Origin of the sequence: Pseudonocardia abyssalis (assembly GCF_019263705.2) — a bacterium.
Lineage (GTDB): Bacteria > Actinomycetota > Actinomycetes > Mycobacteriales > Pseudonocardiaceae > Pseudonocardia > Pseudonocardia abyssalis.
This window is the reverse complement of the sequence record NZ_JADQDK010000001.1, coordinates 929,389-943,748: the sequence shown is the minus strand read 5'-3', so window position 1 is coordinate 943,748 and position 14,360 is coordinate 929,389. Positions and strand designations below refer to the sequence as shown.

General features: G+C 74.6%; 14 protein-coding genes. 6 read left to right on the top strand and 8 right to left on the bottom strand.

Annotated elements, in window-relative coordinates; genetic code table 11:
- Nucleotides 1–61: 61 nt before the first annotated feature.
- Nucleotides 62–1,099: a non-homologous end-joining DNA ligase gene (ligD, locus tag I4I81_RS04475; RefSeq protein ID WP_218605844.1), complete on the bottom strand. Its 1,038-nt coding sequence runs from the start codon at nucleotides 1,097–1,099 to the stop codon at nucleotides 62–64.
- Between the two features lie 32 nt (nucleotides 1,100–1,131).
- Here ligD and I4I81_RS04470 point away from each other — a divergent pair, with 32 nt between their 5' ends.
- Together I4I81_RS04470 and msrB are read left to right on the top strand one after the other, a co-directional pair.
- A complete protein-coding gene (locus I4I81_RS04470) occupies nucleotides 1,132–1,428 on the top strand; it encodes a hypothetical protein (protein ID WP_218605845.1) in 297 nt (98 codons plus the stop codon).
- Between the two features lie 59 nt (nucleotides 1,429–1,487).
- Complete coding sequence (gene msrB, locus I4I81_RS04465) at nucleotides 1,488–1,919, top strand: peptide-methionine (R)-S-oxide reductase MsrB (protein WP_218605846.1); 432 nt, start codon at nucleotides 1,488–1,490, stop codon at nucleotides 1,917–1,919.
- 190 nt (nucleotides 1,920–2,109) lie between these two features.
- Here the strand turns inward: msrB and acs are convergent, their stop codons facing one another.
- Entirely contained in the window at nucleotides 2,110–4,017 is a 1,908-nt protein-coding gene (gene acs, locus I4I81_RS04460; protein ID WP_218615834.1) for an acetate--CoA ligase, read from the bottom strand.
- A gap of 97 nt (nucleotides 4,018–4,114) precedes the next feature.
- Here acs and I4I81_RS04455 point away from each other — a divergent pair, with 97 nt between their 5' ends.
- Nucleotides 4,115–4,366: a hypothetical protein gene (locus tag I4I81_RS04455; protein WP_218615833.1), complete on the top strand. Its 252-nt coding sequence runs from the start codon at nucleotides 4,115–4,117 to the stop codon at nucleotides 4,364–4,366.
- Here I4I81_RS04455 and hemQ read toward each other — a convergent pair.
- Genes hemQ through hemE form a run of 3 tightly spaced genes read right to left on the bottom strand, consistent with a single transcriptional unit; the run spans nucleotide 4,350 to nucleotide 7,668 of the window.
- Nucleotides 4,350–5,045 (bottom strand): hydrogen peroxide-dependent heme synthase, encoded by a 696-nt coding sequence (hemQ, locus tag I4I81_RS04450; RefSeq protein WP_218606431.1) that lies wholly within the window; start codon nucleotides 5,043–5,045, stop codon nucleotides 4,350–4,352. The genes I4I81_RS04455 and hemQ overlap by 17 nt on opposite strands.
- Nucleotides 5,046–5,095: 50 nt before the next feature.
- Nucleotides 5,096–6,601, bottom strand: coding sequence for a protoporphyrinogen oxidase (gene hemG, locus I4I81_RS04445; protein ID WP_218615832.1), 1,506 nt, complete (start codon nucleotides 6,599–6,601; stop codon nucleotides 5,096–5,098).
- Complete coding sequence (gene hemE, locus I4I81_RS04440; protein ID WP_218601875.1) at nucleotides 6,601–7,668, bottom strand: uroporphyrinogen decarboxylase; 1,068 nt, start codon at nucleotides 7,666–7,668, stop codon at nucleotides 6,601–6,603. Before hemE ends, hemG begins: the two co-directional genes overlap by 1 nt.
- 117 nt (nucleotides 7,669–7,785) lie before the next feature.
- On the opposite strand from hemE, the gene I4I81_RS04435 reads away from it, so the two are divergent.
- The 3 genes from I4I81_RS04435 to I4I81_RS04425 all read left to right on the top strand — a co-directional run bounded on the left by I4I81_RS04435 (nucleotide 7,786) and on the right by I4I81_RS04425 (nucleotide 10,593).
- Complete coding sequence (locus I4I81_RS04435) at nucleotides 7,786–8,382, top strand: DUF3000 domain-containing protein (protein WP_218601874.1); 597 nt, start codon at nucleotides 7,786–7,788, stop codon at nucleotides 8,380–8,382.
- Nucleotides 8,383–8,677: 295 nt separating this feature from the next.
- Complete coding sequence (locus I4I81_RS04430; RefSeq protein WP_075949948.1) at nucleotides 8,678–9,331, top strand: LuxR C-terminal-related transcriptional regulator; 654 nt, start codon at nucleotides 8,678–8,680, stop codon at nucleotides 9,329–9,331.
- Between the two features lie 38 nt (nucleotides 9,332–9,369).
- Nucleotides 9,370–10,593, top strand: a complete 1,224-nt coding sequence (locus I4I81_RS04425; protein WP_218601877.1) for a ribonuclease D — start codon at nucleotides 9,370–9,372, stop codon at nucleotides 10,591–10,593.
- A 66-nt stretch (nucleotides 10,594–10,659) separates the two neighbouring features.
- Here I4I81_RS04425 and I4I81_RS04420 read toward each other — a convergent pair whose 3' ends face one another.
- The 3 genes from I4I81_RS04420 to dxs are packed head-to-tail and all read right to left on the bottom strand — an operon-like array spanning nucleotide 10,660 to nucleotide 14,346.
- Entirely contained in the window at nucleotides 10,660–11,760 is a 1,101-nt protein-coding gene (locus tag I4I81_RS04420; RefSeq protein WP_218601873.1) for a sensor histidine kinase, read from the bottom strand.
- Nucleotides 11,761–11,764: 4 nt separating this feature from the next.
- Nucleotides 11,765–12,430, bottom strand: coding sequence for a response regulator transcription factor (locus I4I81_RS04415; protein WP_218601872.1), 666 nt, complete (start codon nucleotides 12,428–12,430; stop codon nucleotides 11,765–11,767).
- Nucleotides 12,430–14,346: a 1-deoxy-D-xylulose-5-phosphate synthase gene (dxs, locus tag I4I81_RS04410; protein ID WP_218601871.1), complete on the bottom strand. Its 1,917-nt coding sequence runs from the start codon at nucleotides 14,344–14,346 to the stop codon at nucleotides 12,430–12,432. The genes I4I81_RS04415 and dxs overlap by 1 nt, the downstream gene beginning before the upstream one ends.
- Nucleotides 14,347–14,360 lie beyond the last annotated feature (14 nt).

Below are 14,360 nucleotides of genomic sequence, written 5' to 3'. Positions count from 1 at the left end.
AAGAGGCGTGAGCGCTCGAGAGTGAGATGGTGCGCATGTGGGGTGGGGCGCGCACCCGAGGTCACGACGGTGCAACATCCTCCGCCGGCGCCTTCGCCCGACTGGGTTGCACCCGCGTCGGCTCGCCCGGCATCTTCGGGTACTCGGGCGGGTAGGGCAGCTCCCCCAGGCCGCGTTCCCGCTGGTCAACGCCGTACCAGTCGAGTGCGACCTCGATCCCGCCCACCGCGGCGTCCATCCCCTCGTGGGGGTCGCCGCGCTCGGCGAGCAGGCCCGGCACCGTGCGCACGTCGAAATCCTCCGGCTCGACGTCGGGCAGCTGCTCCCAGGTCAGCGGCATCGAGACCGTCGCCCGCGGACGCCCGCGCACCGACCACGCCGACGCGACGGTGCGGTCGCGCGCGGCCTGGTTGTAGTCGAGGAACACCCGCTCGCCGCGCTCCTCCTTCCACCACGCCACGGTGGCCTGATCGGGAAGCCGGTCGCACACCCGCCGGGCGATCGCGATGACGGCGTGGCGGACGTCGATGAAGTCCCACTCCGGGCGGATCCGGGCGAACACGTGGACGCCGCGCCCGCCGGAGGTCTTCGGCCAGCCCACGAGCCCGGCCTCGTCGAGCACCTCGTGCAGCGCGGCGGCGACGGTGCGGGCGTCGGCGAAGTCGGTGCCCGGCTGGGGGTCGAGGTCGATGCGCAGCTCGTCGGGCCGGTCGGTGTCGGCGCGGCGGACCGGCCAGGGGTGGAAGTCGAAGGTGCCCATGTTGGCGGCCCACAGCAGCACCGCAGCCTCGGTGGGGCACAGCGACTCCGCGGTGCGGCCGCTCGGGAACGTCACCCGGGCCGTCTCCGCGTAGTCGGGGGCACCCTTGGGCAGGCGCTTGCCGTAGAACGGCTCGCCGTCGACGCCGTCGGGGAAGCGTTTGAGGTTCGTCGGCCGCTCGAACAGCACCCGCAGCAGCGGCTCGGCGACGGCGAGGTAGTAGTGCACGACCTCGCGCTTGGTGATCCCCGGCTCGGGGAAGTACACCTTGTCTCCGCTGGTCAGGCGCACCTCTCTGCCGCCGACGGAGAGCAGCTCGACCGGTGTCTTGGACGCCACGCTGCGGCACGCTACTCCGCTACCCTGCTCCCGTGCCCGAACTCCACCGCCCGGACCGTTCCGACCGGTTCGACGACGAGCTGCTCGGGCTCGACCCCGCCGATCCCGAGGCCCGGGCCTTCGCCGAGCACCTCGACCGGATGCAGCGACAGCGCCCCGCGTTCACCGTCGAGGGCTACCTGGACGGGGTGAGCCACTTCGCCGACTCCGCCAACCGGGCCGAGGGCAGCCGCCGCTGGGGGGCCGTGCTCGTCGTCGGGCTGCTGCTCGCCGTCGCCGCGTTCCTGGTGTGGGAGGCGTTCGTGTTCGTGGTGACGACGTGGCTGTGAGGACCCTGTTCTCGCGGATCCGCGGCGCGCTGTCAGGGTCCGGACGTAGCCTGGAGCGCATGGATCCCGACACCGAGCCCGCCGCCAAGGTCGTCAAGTCCGATGCCGAGTGGCGCGAACAGCTCACCCCGGCCGAGTACCAGGTGCTGCGCCAGGCGGGCACCGAGCGCCCCTTCGTCGGGGAGTACACCGACACGAAGACCGAGGGCGTCTACGCCTGCCGCGCGTGCGGCGCCGAGCTGTTCCGCAGCGACACCAAGTTCGAGTCGCACTGCGGCTGGCCGTCGTTCTACACCCCTCTCGCGGGTGCGGCCGTGATCGAGCGCACCGACTGGTCGATGGGCATGAAGCGCGTCGAGGTCGTCTGCGCCACGTGCAAGAGCCACCTCGGCCACGTCTTCGAGGGCGAGGGTTACGGCACCCCCACCGACCTGCGCTACTGCATCAACTCGATCTCGCTGCGTCTCGAGGAGAAGCAGCCGGGCGCCTGAGGTCCGGCGATGTTCGTGCCGCTGCGGAAGGTCTGCACCGTCCACGTCAGCGCCCTGCCAACCTCGTCCCCGCCACCGTCGCGCTCGGTGCGGTGCCGATCCTCGGCGAGGCGCTGACGCCGCAGGCCGTGATCGGGCCGGGCATCGCGCTGGTCGGGATGTACGTAGGGCTGGGATGGTGGGGCGGCGGTCAACGCGCCCGGAAGTCCGAGGCGAGGGTCGCGAACGCGTCGGGGTCGACCAGTGACGTGGTGTCCCCCGGCTCCCGGCCCGCGGTGACGTCGAGCAGCAGCCGACGCATGATCTTGCCGGAGCGGGTCTTGGGCAGCTCGTCGACGACGATCACCTCCCGCGGCCGCGCGACGGGCCCGAGCTCGCGGCCGACGTGGGCACGCGGTTCGGCGCCGAGGTCCTCTCCCGGCGTCGCCTCCCCCGCGGTGACGACGAAGGCGACCACGGCCTGTCCGGTGGTGTCGTCCGGCGCCCCGACCACCCCGGCCTCCGCGACCCGGGGGTGACTGACCAGCGCCGACTCCAGCTCGATCGAGCTGAGGCGGTGCCCGGACACGTTCATCACGTCGTCGACGCGGCCCTGCAGCCAGACGTAGCCTCCCGTGTCGATCCGGGCGCCGTCGCCCGCGAGGTACCAGCCCTGCTCGGCGAACTTCGCGTAGTAGCTCGCCACGAACCGCTCCGGGTCGCCCCAGACGGTGCGGGCCATCCCGGGGCCGGCGCGGTCGATGACCAGCAGGCCGCCCTCGTCGGGATCGCAGGTGCGGCCGTCCTCGTCGACGACCCGCACCGACATCCCGGGCAGCGCGTGGGTGGCCGAGCCGGGCTCGAGCGCGGTCACCCCGGGCAGCGGCGCCACGACGGCGGCCCCGGTCTCCGACTGCCACCACGTGTCGACGACCGGGCACCGCCCGCCACCGATCACGCCGTGGAACCAGCGCCACGCCTCGGGGTTGATCGCCTCGCCGACGGACCCCAGCAGCCGAAGCGACGACAGGTCGTGGCGGCCGGGAACCTCCGGCCCCCACTTCATGTACGTCCGGACCAGCGTCGGAGCGGTGTAGTAGACGGTGACGCCGTGCTTCGCGATGATCGCGAAGTGCCGGCCCGGTCCGGGGGTGTCCGGGGTGCCCTCGTAGATCACCTGCGTGACGCCGTTGGACAGCGGCCCGTAGACCTCGTAGGTGTGCGCGGTGACCCAGGCGAGGTCGGCGGTGCACCAGTAGACGTCGTCGGGCTTGTGGTCGAAGCAGGCCCACGCCGTCCAGGACGCCTGCGTGAGGTAGCCACCCATGGTGTGCAGCAGGCCCTTGGGTGTGCCGGTCGTGCCCGAGGTGTAGATCAGCATGAGCGAGGTCTCGGCGGGGAACGCCTCGGCCTCGTGCACGCCCGGCTGCCCGTCGACGACGTCGTGCCACCAGACGTCGCGCCCGTCGGTCCACTCGACGTCGCCGCCGGTGCGCCGGACGACGAGCACATGCTCGATCGAGTCGACCCCGTCGACGGCGGCGTCGGCGTTCGGTTTCACCGGCACGGCCCTGCCCCGGCGGTACTGCCCGTCCGTGGTGACCAGCAGCTTCGCCCTCCCGTCGGTGACCCGGAACCGCAGCGCGCCGGCGGAGAACCCGCCGAAGACCATCGAGTGGACCGCGCCGATCCGGGCGCACGCCAGCATCACGACGACCGTCTCCACCAGCACCGGCAGGTAGACGACCACCACGTCGCCCCGGCCGACGCCGAGCGCGGTGAGCGCGTGTGCGCAGCGGGCCACCTCGACCTGCAGTTCGGCGTAGGTGACCCGGCGCTCGTCGCCCGGCTCGCCCTCCCACAGCAGCGCGGCCTTCTCCCCCAGCCCGGCCTCGACGTGCCGGTCGACGCAGTTGCGGGCGACGTTGAGCGTGCCGTCGGCGAACCAGGTGACGGTCGGGAACGCGCTGCCGTCGTAGGCCTGCTCCGGAACGCGCTCCCACTCCAGGCGCCGCGCCTGCCGCAGCCAGAACGCCTCCGGGTCGGCGGCGGCCTCGGCGTAGACGTCCGCCTGGACGTTCGCGGTGGCGGCGAGGGCGGTGGGGGGCGGGATGCTCACCGGGACCAGCGTGCCACCGTACTTTCGGCGGAGGGCTCTCAGGTGATCAGTACCTCCGGCCGAGGTTTCTCACGGGTTCCGCGCGGACGCTGCAGCCATGACGAACCTCGTGACCGTGCTCGGCTCCGCGGGTGGTGTGGCACTGCTCGCGGTGATGGCGATCGTGCCGCTCCTCCTCGACCTGCCCCGGCGCCGACCCACCCCCGTGGTGCCCCTCCCGCGGCAGCGCACGTCCGAGCCGGCCCCGGCCCGGACCGCGCAGCCCCTCGCTCACCGCGTGGAACGGCAGGTGCTCCCGCAGGCACCGCGCCGGACGCAGGAGTGGTCCCGCGCTACGGCAACGCGTTGACGAGGGCTTCGACCCGCACCCGGGGGCCGGTGTAGAACGGGATCTCCTCGCGGACGTGGCGTCGGGCCTCGGTGGCGCGCAGGTCGCGCATGAGGTCGACGATCCGGTCCAGTGCGTCGCACTCGAATGCGAGGATCCACTCGTAGTCGCCGAGAGCGAACGCGGGCACGGTATTGGCCCGGACGTCGGCGTAGCCGCGGGCAGCCTTGCCGTGGTCCGCGAGCATGGTGCGGCGCTCGTCGTCGGGGAGCAGGTACCAGTCGATCGACCGGACGAACGGGTAGACGCAGACGTAGCCCTTGGGCTCCTCCCCCGCCACGAACGCGGGGATGTGGCTCTTGTTGAACTCCGCGGGCCGGTGCAGCGCGACCTGGCTCCAGACCGGGGTGCTCGCCCGGCCGAGCGCGGTGCTGCGGCGCAGGTCGGCGTAGGCGCCCTGCAGTGCCTCGACGTTGTCGGCGTGCCACCAGACCATGTAGTCGGCGTCGGCGCGCATGCCCGCGAGGTCGTAGACGCCGCGGACGGTGACGCCCTTCGCCTCCAGCCCGTCGAGGAACTCCGCGGCCTGCGCGGCGGACTCCGTGCGGTCGTCGCCGAGGCGGCCGGGTTCGGCGCGGAACACCGACCACATCGTGTAGCGGACGGTGCTGTTGAGCTCGGCGTAGTCGAGGCGGGCCATGCCCTCATGGTGCCATCCGTCCGGCGGCGGGGGGCGTCAGGTCGCCGCCGTCACCCCGGCGCGTCGATCCCCGCGGCGATCCGCTCCGCCGCCGCCCGGGCCGTCGCCACGCAGGCCGGCACCCCGACGCCGTGCAGCGCGGCCCCGACCACGGCGAGCCCGGGCGGCAGTCCCGTCTCGATCGCCGCGACGCGGTCGAGGTGCCCGACGCCGTACTGCGGCAGGCCGCCGCCCCACCGCTGCACGACCGCGACGACCGGGTCGGCCGTGACGCCGGTGAGCACCGCCAGGTCGGCCCGGACCCTGGCGACGAGCTCGGCGTCGTCGACCTGCAGGGAAGCGGCCTCCCCGAAGCGGCCGAGCGACGCGCGGAGCCGGACCAGGCCGTCGGCGCCGAGGTGGGCCCACTTCGTCGACGAGTGCGTGACGCCCTTGACGCCCAGCGGCTCCCCCGCGGCGACCAGCGCCCCCGACGTCGGGGGGAGGCGCACGTCCTCCGGGAAGGCCAGCGCCACGACGACGGACGAGGCCAGCTCGATCTCCCCCGCGGCCCGGGACGCCCCCGGCGCGACCGGCGCGAGCAGCTTCGCGGCCGCGGGGGCGGGCACGGCGAGCACGACGGCGTCGACGTCGAGGGCCTCGGGGTCGGTGGTCGGGCCGAGCACCAGCCGCCAGCCCGTCGCGCGCCGCTGCAGCGAGCGGACGGTGACGCCGAGCCGCAGTTCCGGCCGGGCCGCCGCCACGAGTGCGTCGAGCAGGACGCGGTACCCGCCGCGGACGGCACCGAACACCGGGCCGCCGGACGCGACGACCGGTGGCGCGGCCGGCCCCGCGGCGTCGGCGGGGCCGGGAACGGCGGGGCCCCGACCCGTGGGCGGGGAAGCAGCGACTCGCGGGCGCGGATCCGGCGACTCGCGGGCGGGGATCCGGCGACTCGCGGGCGGTGGGGTCGTGGCGCGGTCGGCGGCGGCCGTCACCGACGGGGCGCCCGCGTCGAGGGTCCGGGCCAGGGCCGGGATCGTGGCGCGCAGGCCGAGCGCGTCGACGCGGCCGGCGTAGACCCCGCCGAGGAGGGGGTCGGCGAGGCGGTCGGCCGCCTCGTCGCCGAACCGGTCGCGCAGCAGCGCCCCCAGCGCGACGTCGGCACCGGGCTCCCAGGCCAGCGGACGGGACGGCTCGGCGGCCACCGCGGCGAGTCCGGCCGGGGAGAGCAGGGCGTCGAGACGGGCCGCGCCGGTCGGCACGCCGAGCAGCGTGCCGCCGGGCAACGGGGCGGTGCGGCCGCCCGCACGGACCGTCGCCGACGCCGCCGTCGGGTGCACGGCGGGGTCGAGCCCGAGCTCCGCGAGCAGCGCCGGCACCTCCGGGCGCCGCGCGAGGAACGCCTCGGCACCGACGTCGAACGGCGTCCCGGCCAGGTCGACGGTGTGCAGCACGCCGCCGACGCGGTCACGCTGCTCGAGGACCGTGATCTCGGCGGCCGGACCGAGCAGGGTGCGCAGCCGGTGCGCCGCGGCGAGGCCGGAGACGCCCCCGCCGACGACGGCTATCCGCATCACACCTGCTGGCGGTGCACCAGGTCGACCACGCGTGTGATCACGTCCGGGTCGGTGTCGGGCAGCACGCCGTGACCGAGGTTGAACACGTGCCCGGGTGCGCGCCTGCCCTCGGCCGCGATCCGGGTGACCTCCGACGCCACCGACGCCCGGTCGGCGAACAGCACCGCGGGGTCGAGGTTGCCCTGCACCGGGTGCGTGCCGCCGGCGCGGCGGGCCGCGTCGTCGAGCGGGATGCGCCAGTCGACGCCGACGACGTCGGCCCCGGCCTCCGCCATCGCCCCGAGGATCTCCCCCGTGCCGACGCCGAAGTGGATGCGCGGCACGCCCGCGTCGACCAGGCCGCCCAGCACCCGCGCGGAGTGCGGCAGGACGTACTCGCGGTAGTCGCGCTCGGACAGGGCCCCGGCCCAGGAGTCGAACAGCTGCACCGCGTCGACGCCGGCGGCGATCTGGGCGCGCAGGAACGACGAGGTCATGTCGGCGAGGCGGCCGAGCAGGGCGTGCCAGACGTCGGGCGCGCTGCGCATCATCGCCTTGGTCCGCTCGTGGTTGCGGCTCGGCCCGCCCTCGATGAGGTAGGAGGCCAGCGTGAACGGGGCGCCCGCGAACCCGATGAGCGGGGTGTCGCCCAGCTCGGCGAGCAGCAGCGCGATCGCGTCGGTGACCGGGGCGATCTGCGCGTCGTCCAGGACCGGGAGCCGGTCGACGTCGGCGGCGGTCCGCACCGGGTGCGCGACGACCGGACCGGTGCCCGCGACGATGTCGACGCCGACGCCCGCCACGTAGAGCGGCACGACGATGTCGCTGAACAGGATCGCGGCGTCGACGCCGTGGCGGCGCACCGGCTGCATCGTGATCTCGCACGTGAGGTCGGGCGTCAGGCAGGCCTGCAGCATCCCGCTGTCCTTGCGCAGCGCCCGGTACTCCGGCAGGGACCGGCCGGCCTGGCGCATGAACCACACCGGCAGGTGCGTGGGTCGCCCCCCGCGGGCGGCGACGAGGAACGGGGCGGACGCGAGATCGCGTCGGGCACCGGTGGGGGCGGGAGCTGTGTGCGCGACCATGACCACACCATCTTCCCACGCCGGTGAACCGCCCTGCCGGGTGAGGGCGCCACCGGAACGTGGGGGTCCGGCGCGCCTTGCCGACCGGGCGTGTCGGGCGACCTAGAGTCCCGGCTCGTGCCTGATGCGACCGCCTCCCCACCTCCCGAGTTCCGCCGCGCGGTCGCCTCGCTCGGCACCCTGCGACCACGTCCGGAGCTGATCGTCACCGCGCTCGACGCGCCGCCGCGACTGGCGCCGTGGACGTGGGCGCTGTCGGTGGAGGTCGCCGACTCCACCCTGGGCCGCGGGGCCGCCGACGACGGCGTCGACGAGTCCGACACCTCGGGGCGGCTGATCCTGCTGCACGACCCGGCCGGGCAGGACGCCTGGGAGGGCACGTTCCGGCTCGTCTGTTTCGTCCAGGCACGCCTGGAGCCCGAACAGCTCGGCGACGAGATGCTGCCGGTCGTCGGATGGTCGTGGCTGACCGAGGCCCTCGAGGACCACGGCGCCGACCACGTGGCGCTCGGCGGGACCGTCACGCAGACCTCGTCGGTCCGTTTCGGGGACATCGCCGGGCCCCGCCGCGACGACGACGTGGAGCTGCGCGCGTCGTGGACGCCGAGCGGTACCGATCTCTCCCGGCACGCGGCGGCGTTCTGCTCCTTCGTCGCGTCGGCCGCAGGACTACCGCCGGTCGGCGCAGTTTCTCTCGCCCATCGAACCGTCTGAACCCGGTGTTCACCTGCGATTACCCCGCTTGCAGTGATCGGGTCCGTCACCCGATCGTGTGGACGGGGAGCGACAAGGCTGTAACTTTCACCCCGCTAAGTTCGATCCGATACACGACGTTAGACCGCTTGGGGGGCTACGCTTCCTCCACGACACCTCCTCGGGCGGTCTCTTCGCCGGCCGAGGTCTGGTGCCGGTCGGGGGCAACGACCGACTCCAGGGAGGTAACACCGTGGCCGTAGTTGGCCAGGGCGCACCAGTTCGCACCACTCCCGGTGCTGTTCTGTCGCCTGCAATGGTCCCGCACCCGCGGGAAGAGCTCTTCTCGGTACTCGTGGTCGACGACCACCCGCTGCTGCGCGAGGCCATCGCCGCGCGCCTGCGGTCGATGGGTGCCGGCACCGTGTACGAGGCCGCCTCGGTGGCCGAGGCACGGGCTCGTGCGCACGCCAACGGGCCGTGCGATCTGGCGATCCTCGATCTCGGCCTGCCGGACGGCAGCGGGCTCGACCTCGTCACGGAGCTGCGCTCACTGGGCTGGAACCGCCTCGTCGTGCTGGCGTCCTCGGACGACCCGTACGCGGTGCGCTCGGCCTTCCAGGCCGGGGCGCAGGCCTACCTGCTGAAGTCGGCGTCGGCCGCGATCGTCACCGACGGCGTGAAGCGCGTGCTCGACGGCGGCGTCTACGCCGACCCGACGGTCGCCCCGCTGCTCGCCACCGGCACCCGCGTGCCCGGCACCGACAACACCCCGCGCGAGCTCTCGGCACGCGAGGTCGAGGTCCTGCAGCTGGTCGCGGACGGGCAGTCCAACAAGGAGATCGGCGAGGCGCTGAGCCTGTCCGCGCTCACCGTGAAGAGCCACCTGTCGCGCATCGGGCGCAAGCTCGGCACGGGCGACCGCGCGCAGATGGTCGCGCTGGCGATGCGGGCCGGGGTCATCCGCTGACCCCAGAGGGCCCCGAAGGTCCACCGGCGCAGGAGGGACTGGACACGACAGCCGGGGCGGACGCACCTGCACCCACCCCCCTGCTGGCACCGGCCGACGGGCTCCCCGCCGTCGTCGCCGACCGCGATGCCCTGCGCGCCACCGCGTCGGCGTTCGGCGCCGGCAGCGGCCCGATCGCCGTCGACGCCGAACGGGCCTCCGGGTTCAAGTACTCCCAGCGGGCCTACCTGGTGCAGCTGCGCCGGGCGGGCGCGGGCACCGCACTGGTCGACCCCATCCCCCTGGGCAGCGACCTCTCCGATCTCGCCCCGGCGCTGACCGGGCCGGAATGGGTCCTGCACGCGGCCTCCCAGGACCTCGCCTGCCTGGCGGAGACGGGGCTCGCGCCGAGCAGGCTGTTCGACACCGAGCTGGCCGGGCGCCTCGCGGGGCTGCCCCGCGTGGGGCTCGGCCCGATGGTCGAGAACCTGCTCGGACTCGCCCTGGAGAAGGGGCACGGCGCCGCCGACTGGTCGCGGCGCCCGCTCCCGCAGGACTGGCTGGTCTATGCCGCCCTCGACGTCGAGGTGCTGGTGGAGCTGCGTGACGTCCTCACCGGGATGCTCGGCGACCAGGGCAAGCTCGAGTGGGCCCATCAGGAGTTCGAGGCGGTCCGCACAGCGGGGCCACCCACCCCGCGCGCGGAGCCGTGGCGCCGCACGTCGGGCATCCACAAGCTGCGCAAGCCCCGCCAGCTCGCCGCCGTGCGCGGGCTGTGGGAGGCGCGCGACAAGCTCGCCGCCGAGCGCGACATCGCACCCGGCCGGGTCCTGCCCGACGCCGCGATCGTCGACGCCGCCGTCACGGCGCCGGAGACGGCGGCGGAGCTGGGCGGGCTGCCGGTGTTCCGCGGCCGGTCGCAGCGGCGGCTCACGGCGTACTGGTGGTCGGCTCTGGCCGCGGCCGAGCGCCTCGACGCCGCCGACCTCCCCCGCCCGACGACCCCGGCCGAGGGACCGCCACCGGTCGCCCGCTGGGCCGACCGCGACCCCGACGCCGCCGCCCGCCTCACCGCAGCCCGCGCGGCCGTCGCCGAGGTCGGCACGGAGTGGGTGGTGCCGGTGGAGAACCTGCTCCAGCCCGACCTCCTGCGCCGCCTGTGCTGGACCCCTCCGGAGGACGGCGACATCCCCGGCTTCCTGCGCAAGGGCGGGGCCCGGGAGTGGCAGATCGCCCTCCTCACGCCGGGCCTGGAACCGGCGCTCGCCACCCGCAGCAGCTGACTCCCCCGCCTCGCACCTCCCGGGGGCCGTACACAGGGCCGGACCTGACCCTGTGTACGAGCCGCGTCAGGTGGGGAGGCGGACCGTCACCGTCAGGCCGCCGCCGGGGACCGGGTCCGCCGACACCGTGCCCCCGTGCGCCCGCACCACCGCCCGCACGATCGACAGGCCCAGGCCGGAGCCGGGGGTGGCCCCCGTGCGCTCCACCGGTCCGCGGCGGAACGGCTCGAACAGCTCGTCGACCCGGTCGATCCGCTGCCCCGACGACACCACGCACAGCTCCGCGCACCCGTCGCGCGTCCCGGTGACGACCTCGATCCAGCCCCCGGTGACGTTGTGCCGCACCGCGTTCTCCAGGAGGTTGCCCGCCACCCGCTCCAGCAGCACCGCATCGCCGGTGACGGGGGCGGCCGCTGTGCGGACCTGCACACGCAGCCCGCGGTGCCCGGCCTCGACGCGCACGGCCGACAGCGCGGGCACGACGACGGCGGCGAGGTCGACCGGGCGGCCGTCGGCGAGGTCGGCGCCCTCGGTGCGGGCCAGCAGCAGCAGACCGGCGACGAGGTCGTCGGCGCGGCGGGTCGCATCACGCACCACCACCCCCATCCGGCGCAGCTCGGCCTCGTCGGCGGACGGGTCGGACAGCGTCACGTCGACCTCGGTCCGCAGGACGGCGAGCGGGGTGCGCAGCTCGTGGCTCGCGTTGGCCACGAAACGACGCTGGGCATCGAACGCGGCCTGCAGACGGTCGAGCATCGCGTCGAAACCGGCCGCCAGTTCGGCGACCTCCCCCCGCGCATCGGCGAGGCCCAGGCGGGAGTCGAGGGTCTCCACGGTGAGGCGCCGCGCGGCCGCCGTGACCTCGTGCAGCGGCCCGAGCACCCGGCCGACCAGCACCCAGGACACGAGGGCCGCGGCCAGCACCACCAGCGGGAACGCGACGAGGCCCGCGCGCAGCACCTCGTCCTGCGCGGCCTGCCCGACGGCCTCGCCCAGTCCTTCGGCCGCCACGGTGATGCCGTCGACGCGCACCGTGCTGCCCGGGGGGAGGGCGGGCACGGCCTGCGCCACGTCGCCGACCAGCAGCCAGCCCAGCCACAGCAGCAACGCGCTGACCAGCGCGACGAGCCCCGTGGCGAGGGCCGTCAGCCGCGGCCGGAGTCCCACGGGCTCACCCCGCGGCCGGCACGCGGTACCCCGCGCCCACCACCGTCTCGATCACGCCGGGCTCGCCGAGCTTCTTGCGCAGCGTCATCACCGTGACCCGCACGGTGGTGGTGAACGGGTCGGCGTTCTCGTCCCACACCCGCTCGAGCAGCTCCTCGCTGCTGACGACGCTCCCGCCCGCGGAGATCAGGACCTCCAGGACCCCGAACTCCTTGCGCGTGAGCTCCACCGGCTGCTCCGAGCGCAGCACCGTGCGCCGGGCCGGGTCGAGCGCGACGTCGCCCGCGACGAGCAGCGGCGGCGCGGCCGGCGTGGCGCGACGGCCGAGTGCGCGCAGCCGGGCCACGAGCTCGGGGAAGTCGAAGGGTTTGGCCAGGTAGTCGTCGGCGCCGCGCGACAGGCCGTCGACCTTGTCGGCCAGCGTGCCGCTCGCGGTGAGCATCAGCACCCGCGTGGTGGCCCCGGAGCCCACGATCTCGCCGCACAGCACGTCGCCGGACATGCCGGGCAGGTCGCGGTCGAGCACCACGACGTCGTAGCGGGTGACCGAGGACTTCTCGTGTCCCGAGTCGCCGTCGTAGGCGACGTCGACGGCCATGCCCTCGCGCCGCAGCCCGCGCGCGATCGCGTCGGCCAGCGGGTGCTCGTCCTCGACGACCAGCACCCGCATCAGGACTCCGCGCGCGCGTCGGACGCCGCGACGGACGGCATCGTGAACGACGGCAGCGCCGCCGCCCACTCGGTGACGCGGCGTGCCACATCCTGGGCGGTGAGCCCGGTGGCGGCGAGCACGTCGTCGCGGCTGCCGTGGTCGAGGAACCGCTGCGGGATCGCGACGTCGCGCAGCGGCACGTCGCACTCGGCGTCGCGCAACGCGGCCGAGACCACCGAGCCGAACCCGCCGTGCCGCCCACTGTCGCTGACCGTGACGACGAGCCGGTGCGACCGCGCCAGGTCGACGACGGCGTCGGGCACCGGCAGCACCCACCGCGGATCGACGACGGTGACCGCGACGCCCTGCGCCGACAGCCGCTCCGCCGCCGCGACGCCCAGCTGCCCGAACGCCCCGGCGCAGACCAGCAGCACCGCGGCGTCGGGACCCTCGTGCAGCACGTCGACGCCGTCGACCCGACGCACCGCGGGCACCGACTCGATCACCGATCCCTTGGGGAAGCGCAGCGCGGTGGGCCCGTCGTCGACGGCCACCGCCTCGGCCAGCTCCTCGCGCAGCGTGGCCGCGTCGCGCGGGGCCGCGACCCGCATCCCCGGGACGATGCCGAGGAGGGAGAGGTCCCACATGCCGTTGTGCGAGGGGCCGTCGCTGCCGGTGACGCCGGCGCGGTCGAGCACCAGCGTGACGGCCTGCCGGTGCAGCGCGACGTCCATCAGGAGCTGGTCGAAGCCGCGGTTGAGGAACGTGGAGTACAGCGCGACGACGGGGTGCAGGCCGCCGGCGCTCAGCCCCGCCGCGCACGTCAGCGCATGCTGCTCGGCGATCCCGACGTCGATCCAGCGGTCCGGGTGGGCCGCCGCGAACGGGGCGAGCCCGGTCGGGCCGAGCATCGCCGCGGTGATCGCGACGACGTCGGGGCGCCGCTTCCCGAGCTCGACCATCTCCTCGGCGAACACGCTCGTCCACCCGACCGACGGCGCCCCGGTGGGCAGCCCCGTCTCCGGATCGAACGCCGCCGGGCTGTGCATCTGCTCGAGCTCGTCGTTCTCCGCGGGCAGGTAGCCGTTGCCCTTGCGGGTGACGGCGTGCACGATCACCGGTCCGCCGAAGCCCCTCGCCCGGCTCAGCGCCGACTCCATCGCCGCGATGTCGTGCCCGTCGACCGGGCCGAAGTACTTGATCCCGAGGTCGGAGAACAGCTCCTGCGGGCTCAGCGCGTCCTTGAGGCCCGCCTTGAGCGCGTGCAGGCCCGCGTAGAGCGTGTCACCGACGACGGGGGTGCGTGCGAGTGCGGCCTTGCCGGCGTCGAGCACCCGCTCGTAGCCCGGCTGCAGGCGCAGCGACGCGAGCCGGTCGGCCAGGCCGCCGATCGTCGGGGAGTAGGAGCGGCCGTTGTCGTTGACGACGATCACGACGTTGCGGTCGGCCGCGGCGATGTTGTTGAGCGCCTCCCAGGCCATGCCGCCGGTCAGCGCGCCGTCGCCGATCACCGCGACGACGTGGCGCTGCTGGCCCGTGAGTGCGTAGGCGCGGGCGATGCCGTCGGCCCAGGACAGCGACGACGACGCGTGGCTGGACTCGACGACGTCGTGCTCGCTCTCGGCGCGGCTCGGGTACCCGGACAGGCCTCCGGTCTTCTTCAGCCGGTCCCAGCCGTCGTGGCGTCCGGTGAGCAGCTTGTGCACGTAGGCCTGGTGGCCGGTGTCCCACACGACCGTGTCGCGCGGGGAGTCGAAGACGCGGTGCAGCGCGATCGTCAGCTCGACGACGCCGAGGTTGGGGCCCAGGTGCCCGCCGGTGCGCGAGACGCACTCCACGAGGAAGCGGCGGATCTCGGCGGCGAGCTCGGGCAGGCGGTCGGGCCCGAGGCGTCGGAGGTCGGCGGGACCACTGATCGTTCGGAGCACGGTCACCGGCCCAGTCTACG

Coding starts and splice junctions, on each gene's coding strand:
- msrB (WP_218605846.1), top strand. CDS start 1,488: ATGGATCCCGACACCGAGCCCGCCGCCAAGGTCGTCAAGTCCGATGCC.
- I4I81_RS04455 (WP_218615833.1), top strand. CDS start 4,115: ATGACGAACCTCGTGACCGTGCTCGGCTCCGCGGGTGGTGTGGCACTG.
- hemQ (WP_218606431.1), bottom strand. CDS start 5,045: ATGGCCCGCCTCGACTACGCCGAGCTCAACAGCACCGTCCGCTACACG.
- hemG (WP_218615832.1), bottom strand. CDS start 6,601: ATGCGGATAGCCGTCGTCGGCGGGGGCGTCTCCGGCCTCGCCGCGGCG.
- hemE (WP_218601875.1), bottom strand. CDS start 7,668: ATGGTCGCGCACACAGCTCCCGCCCCCACCGGTGCCCGACGCGATCTC.
- I4I81_RS04430 (WP_075949948.1), top strand. CDS start 8,678: ATGGTCCCGCACCCGCGGGAAGAGCTCTTCTCGGTACTCGTGGTCGAC.
- I4I81_RS04415 (WP_218601872.1), bottom strand. CDS start 12,430: ATGCGGGTGCTGGTCGTCGAGGACGAGCACCCGCTGGCCGACGCGATC.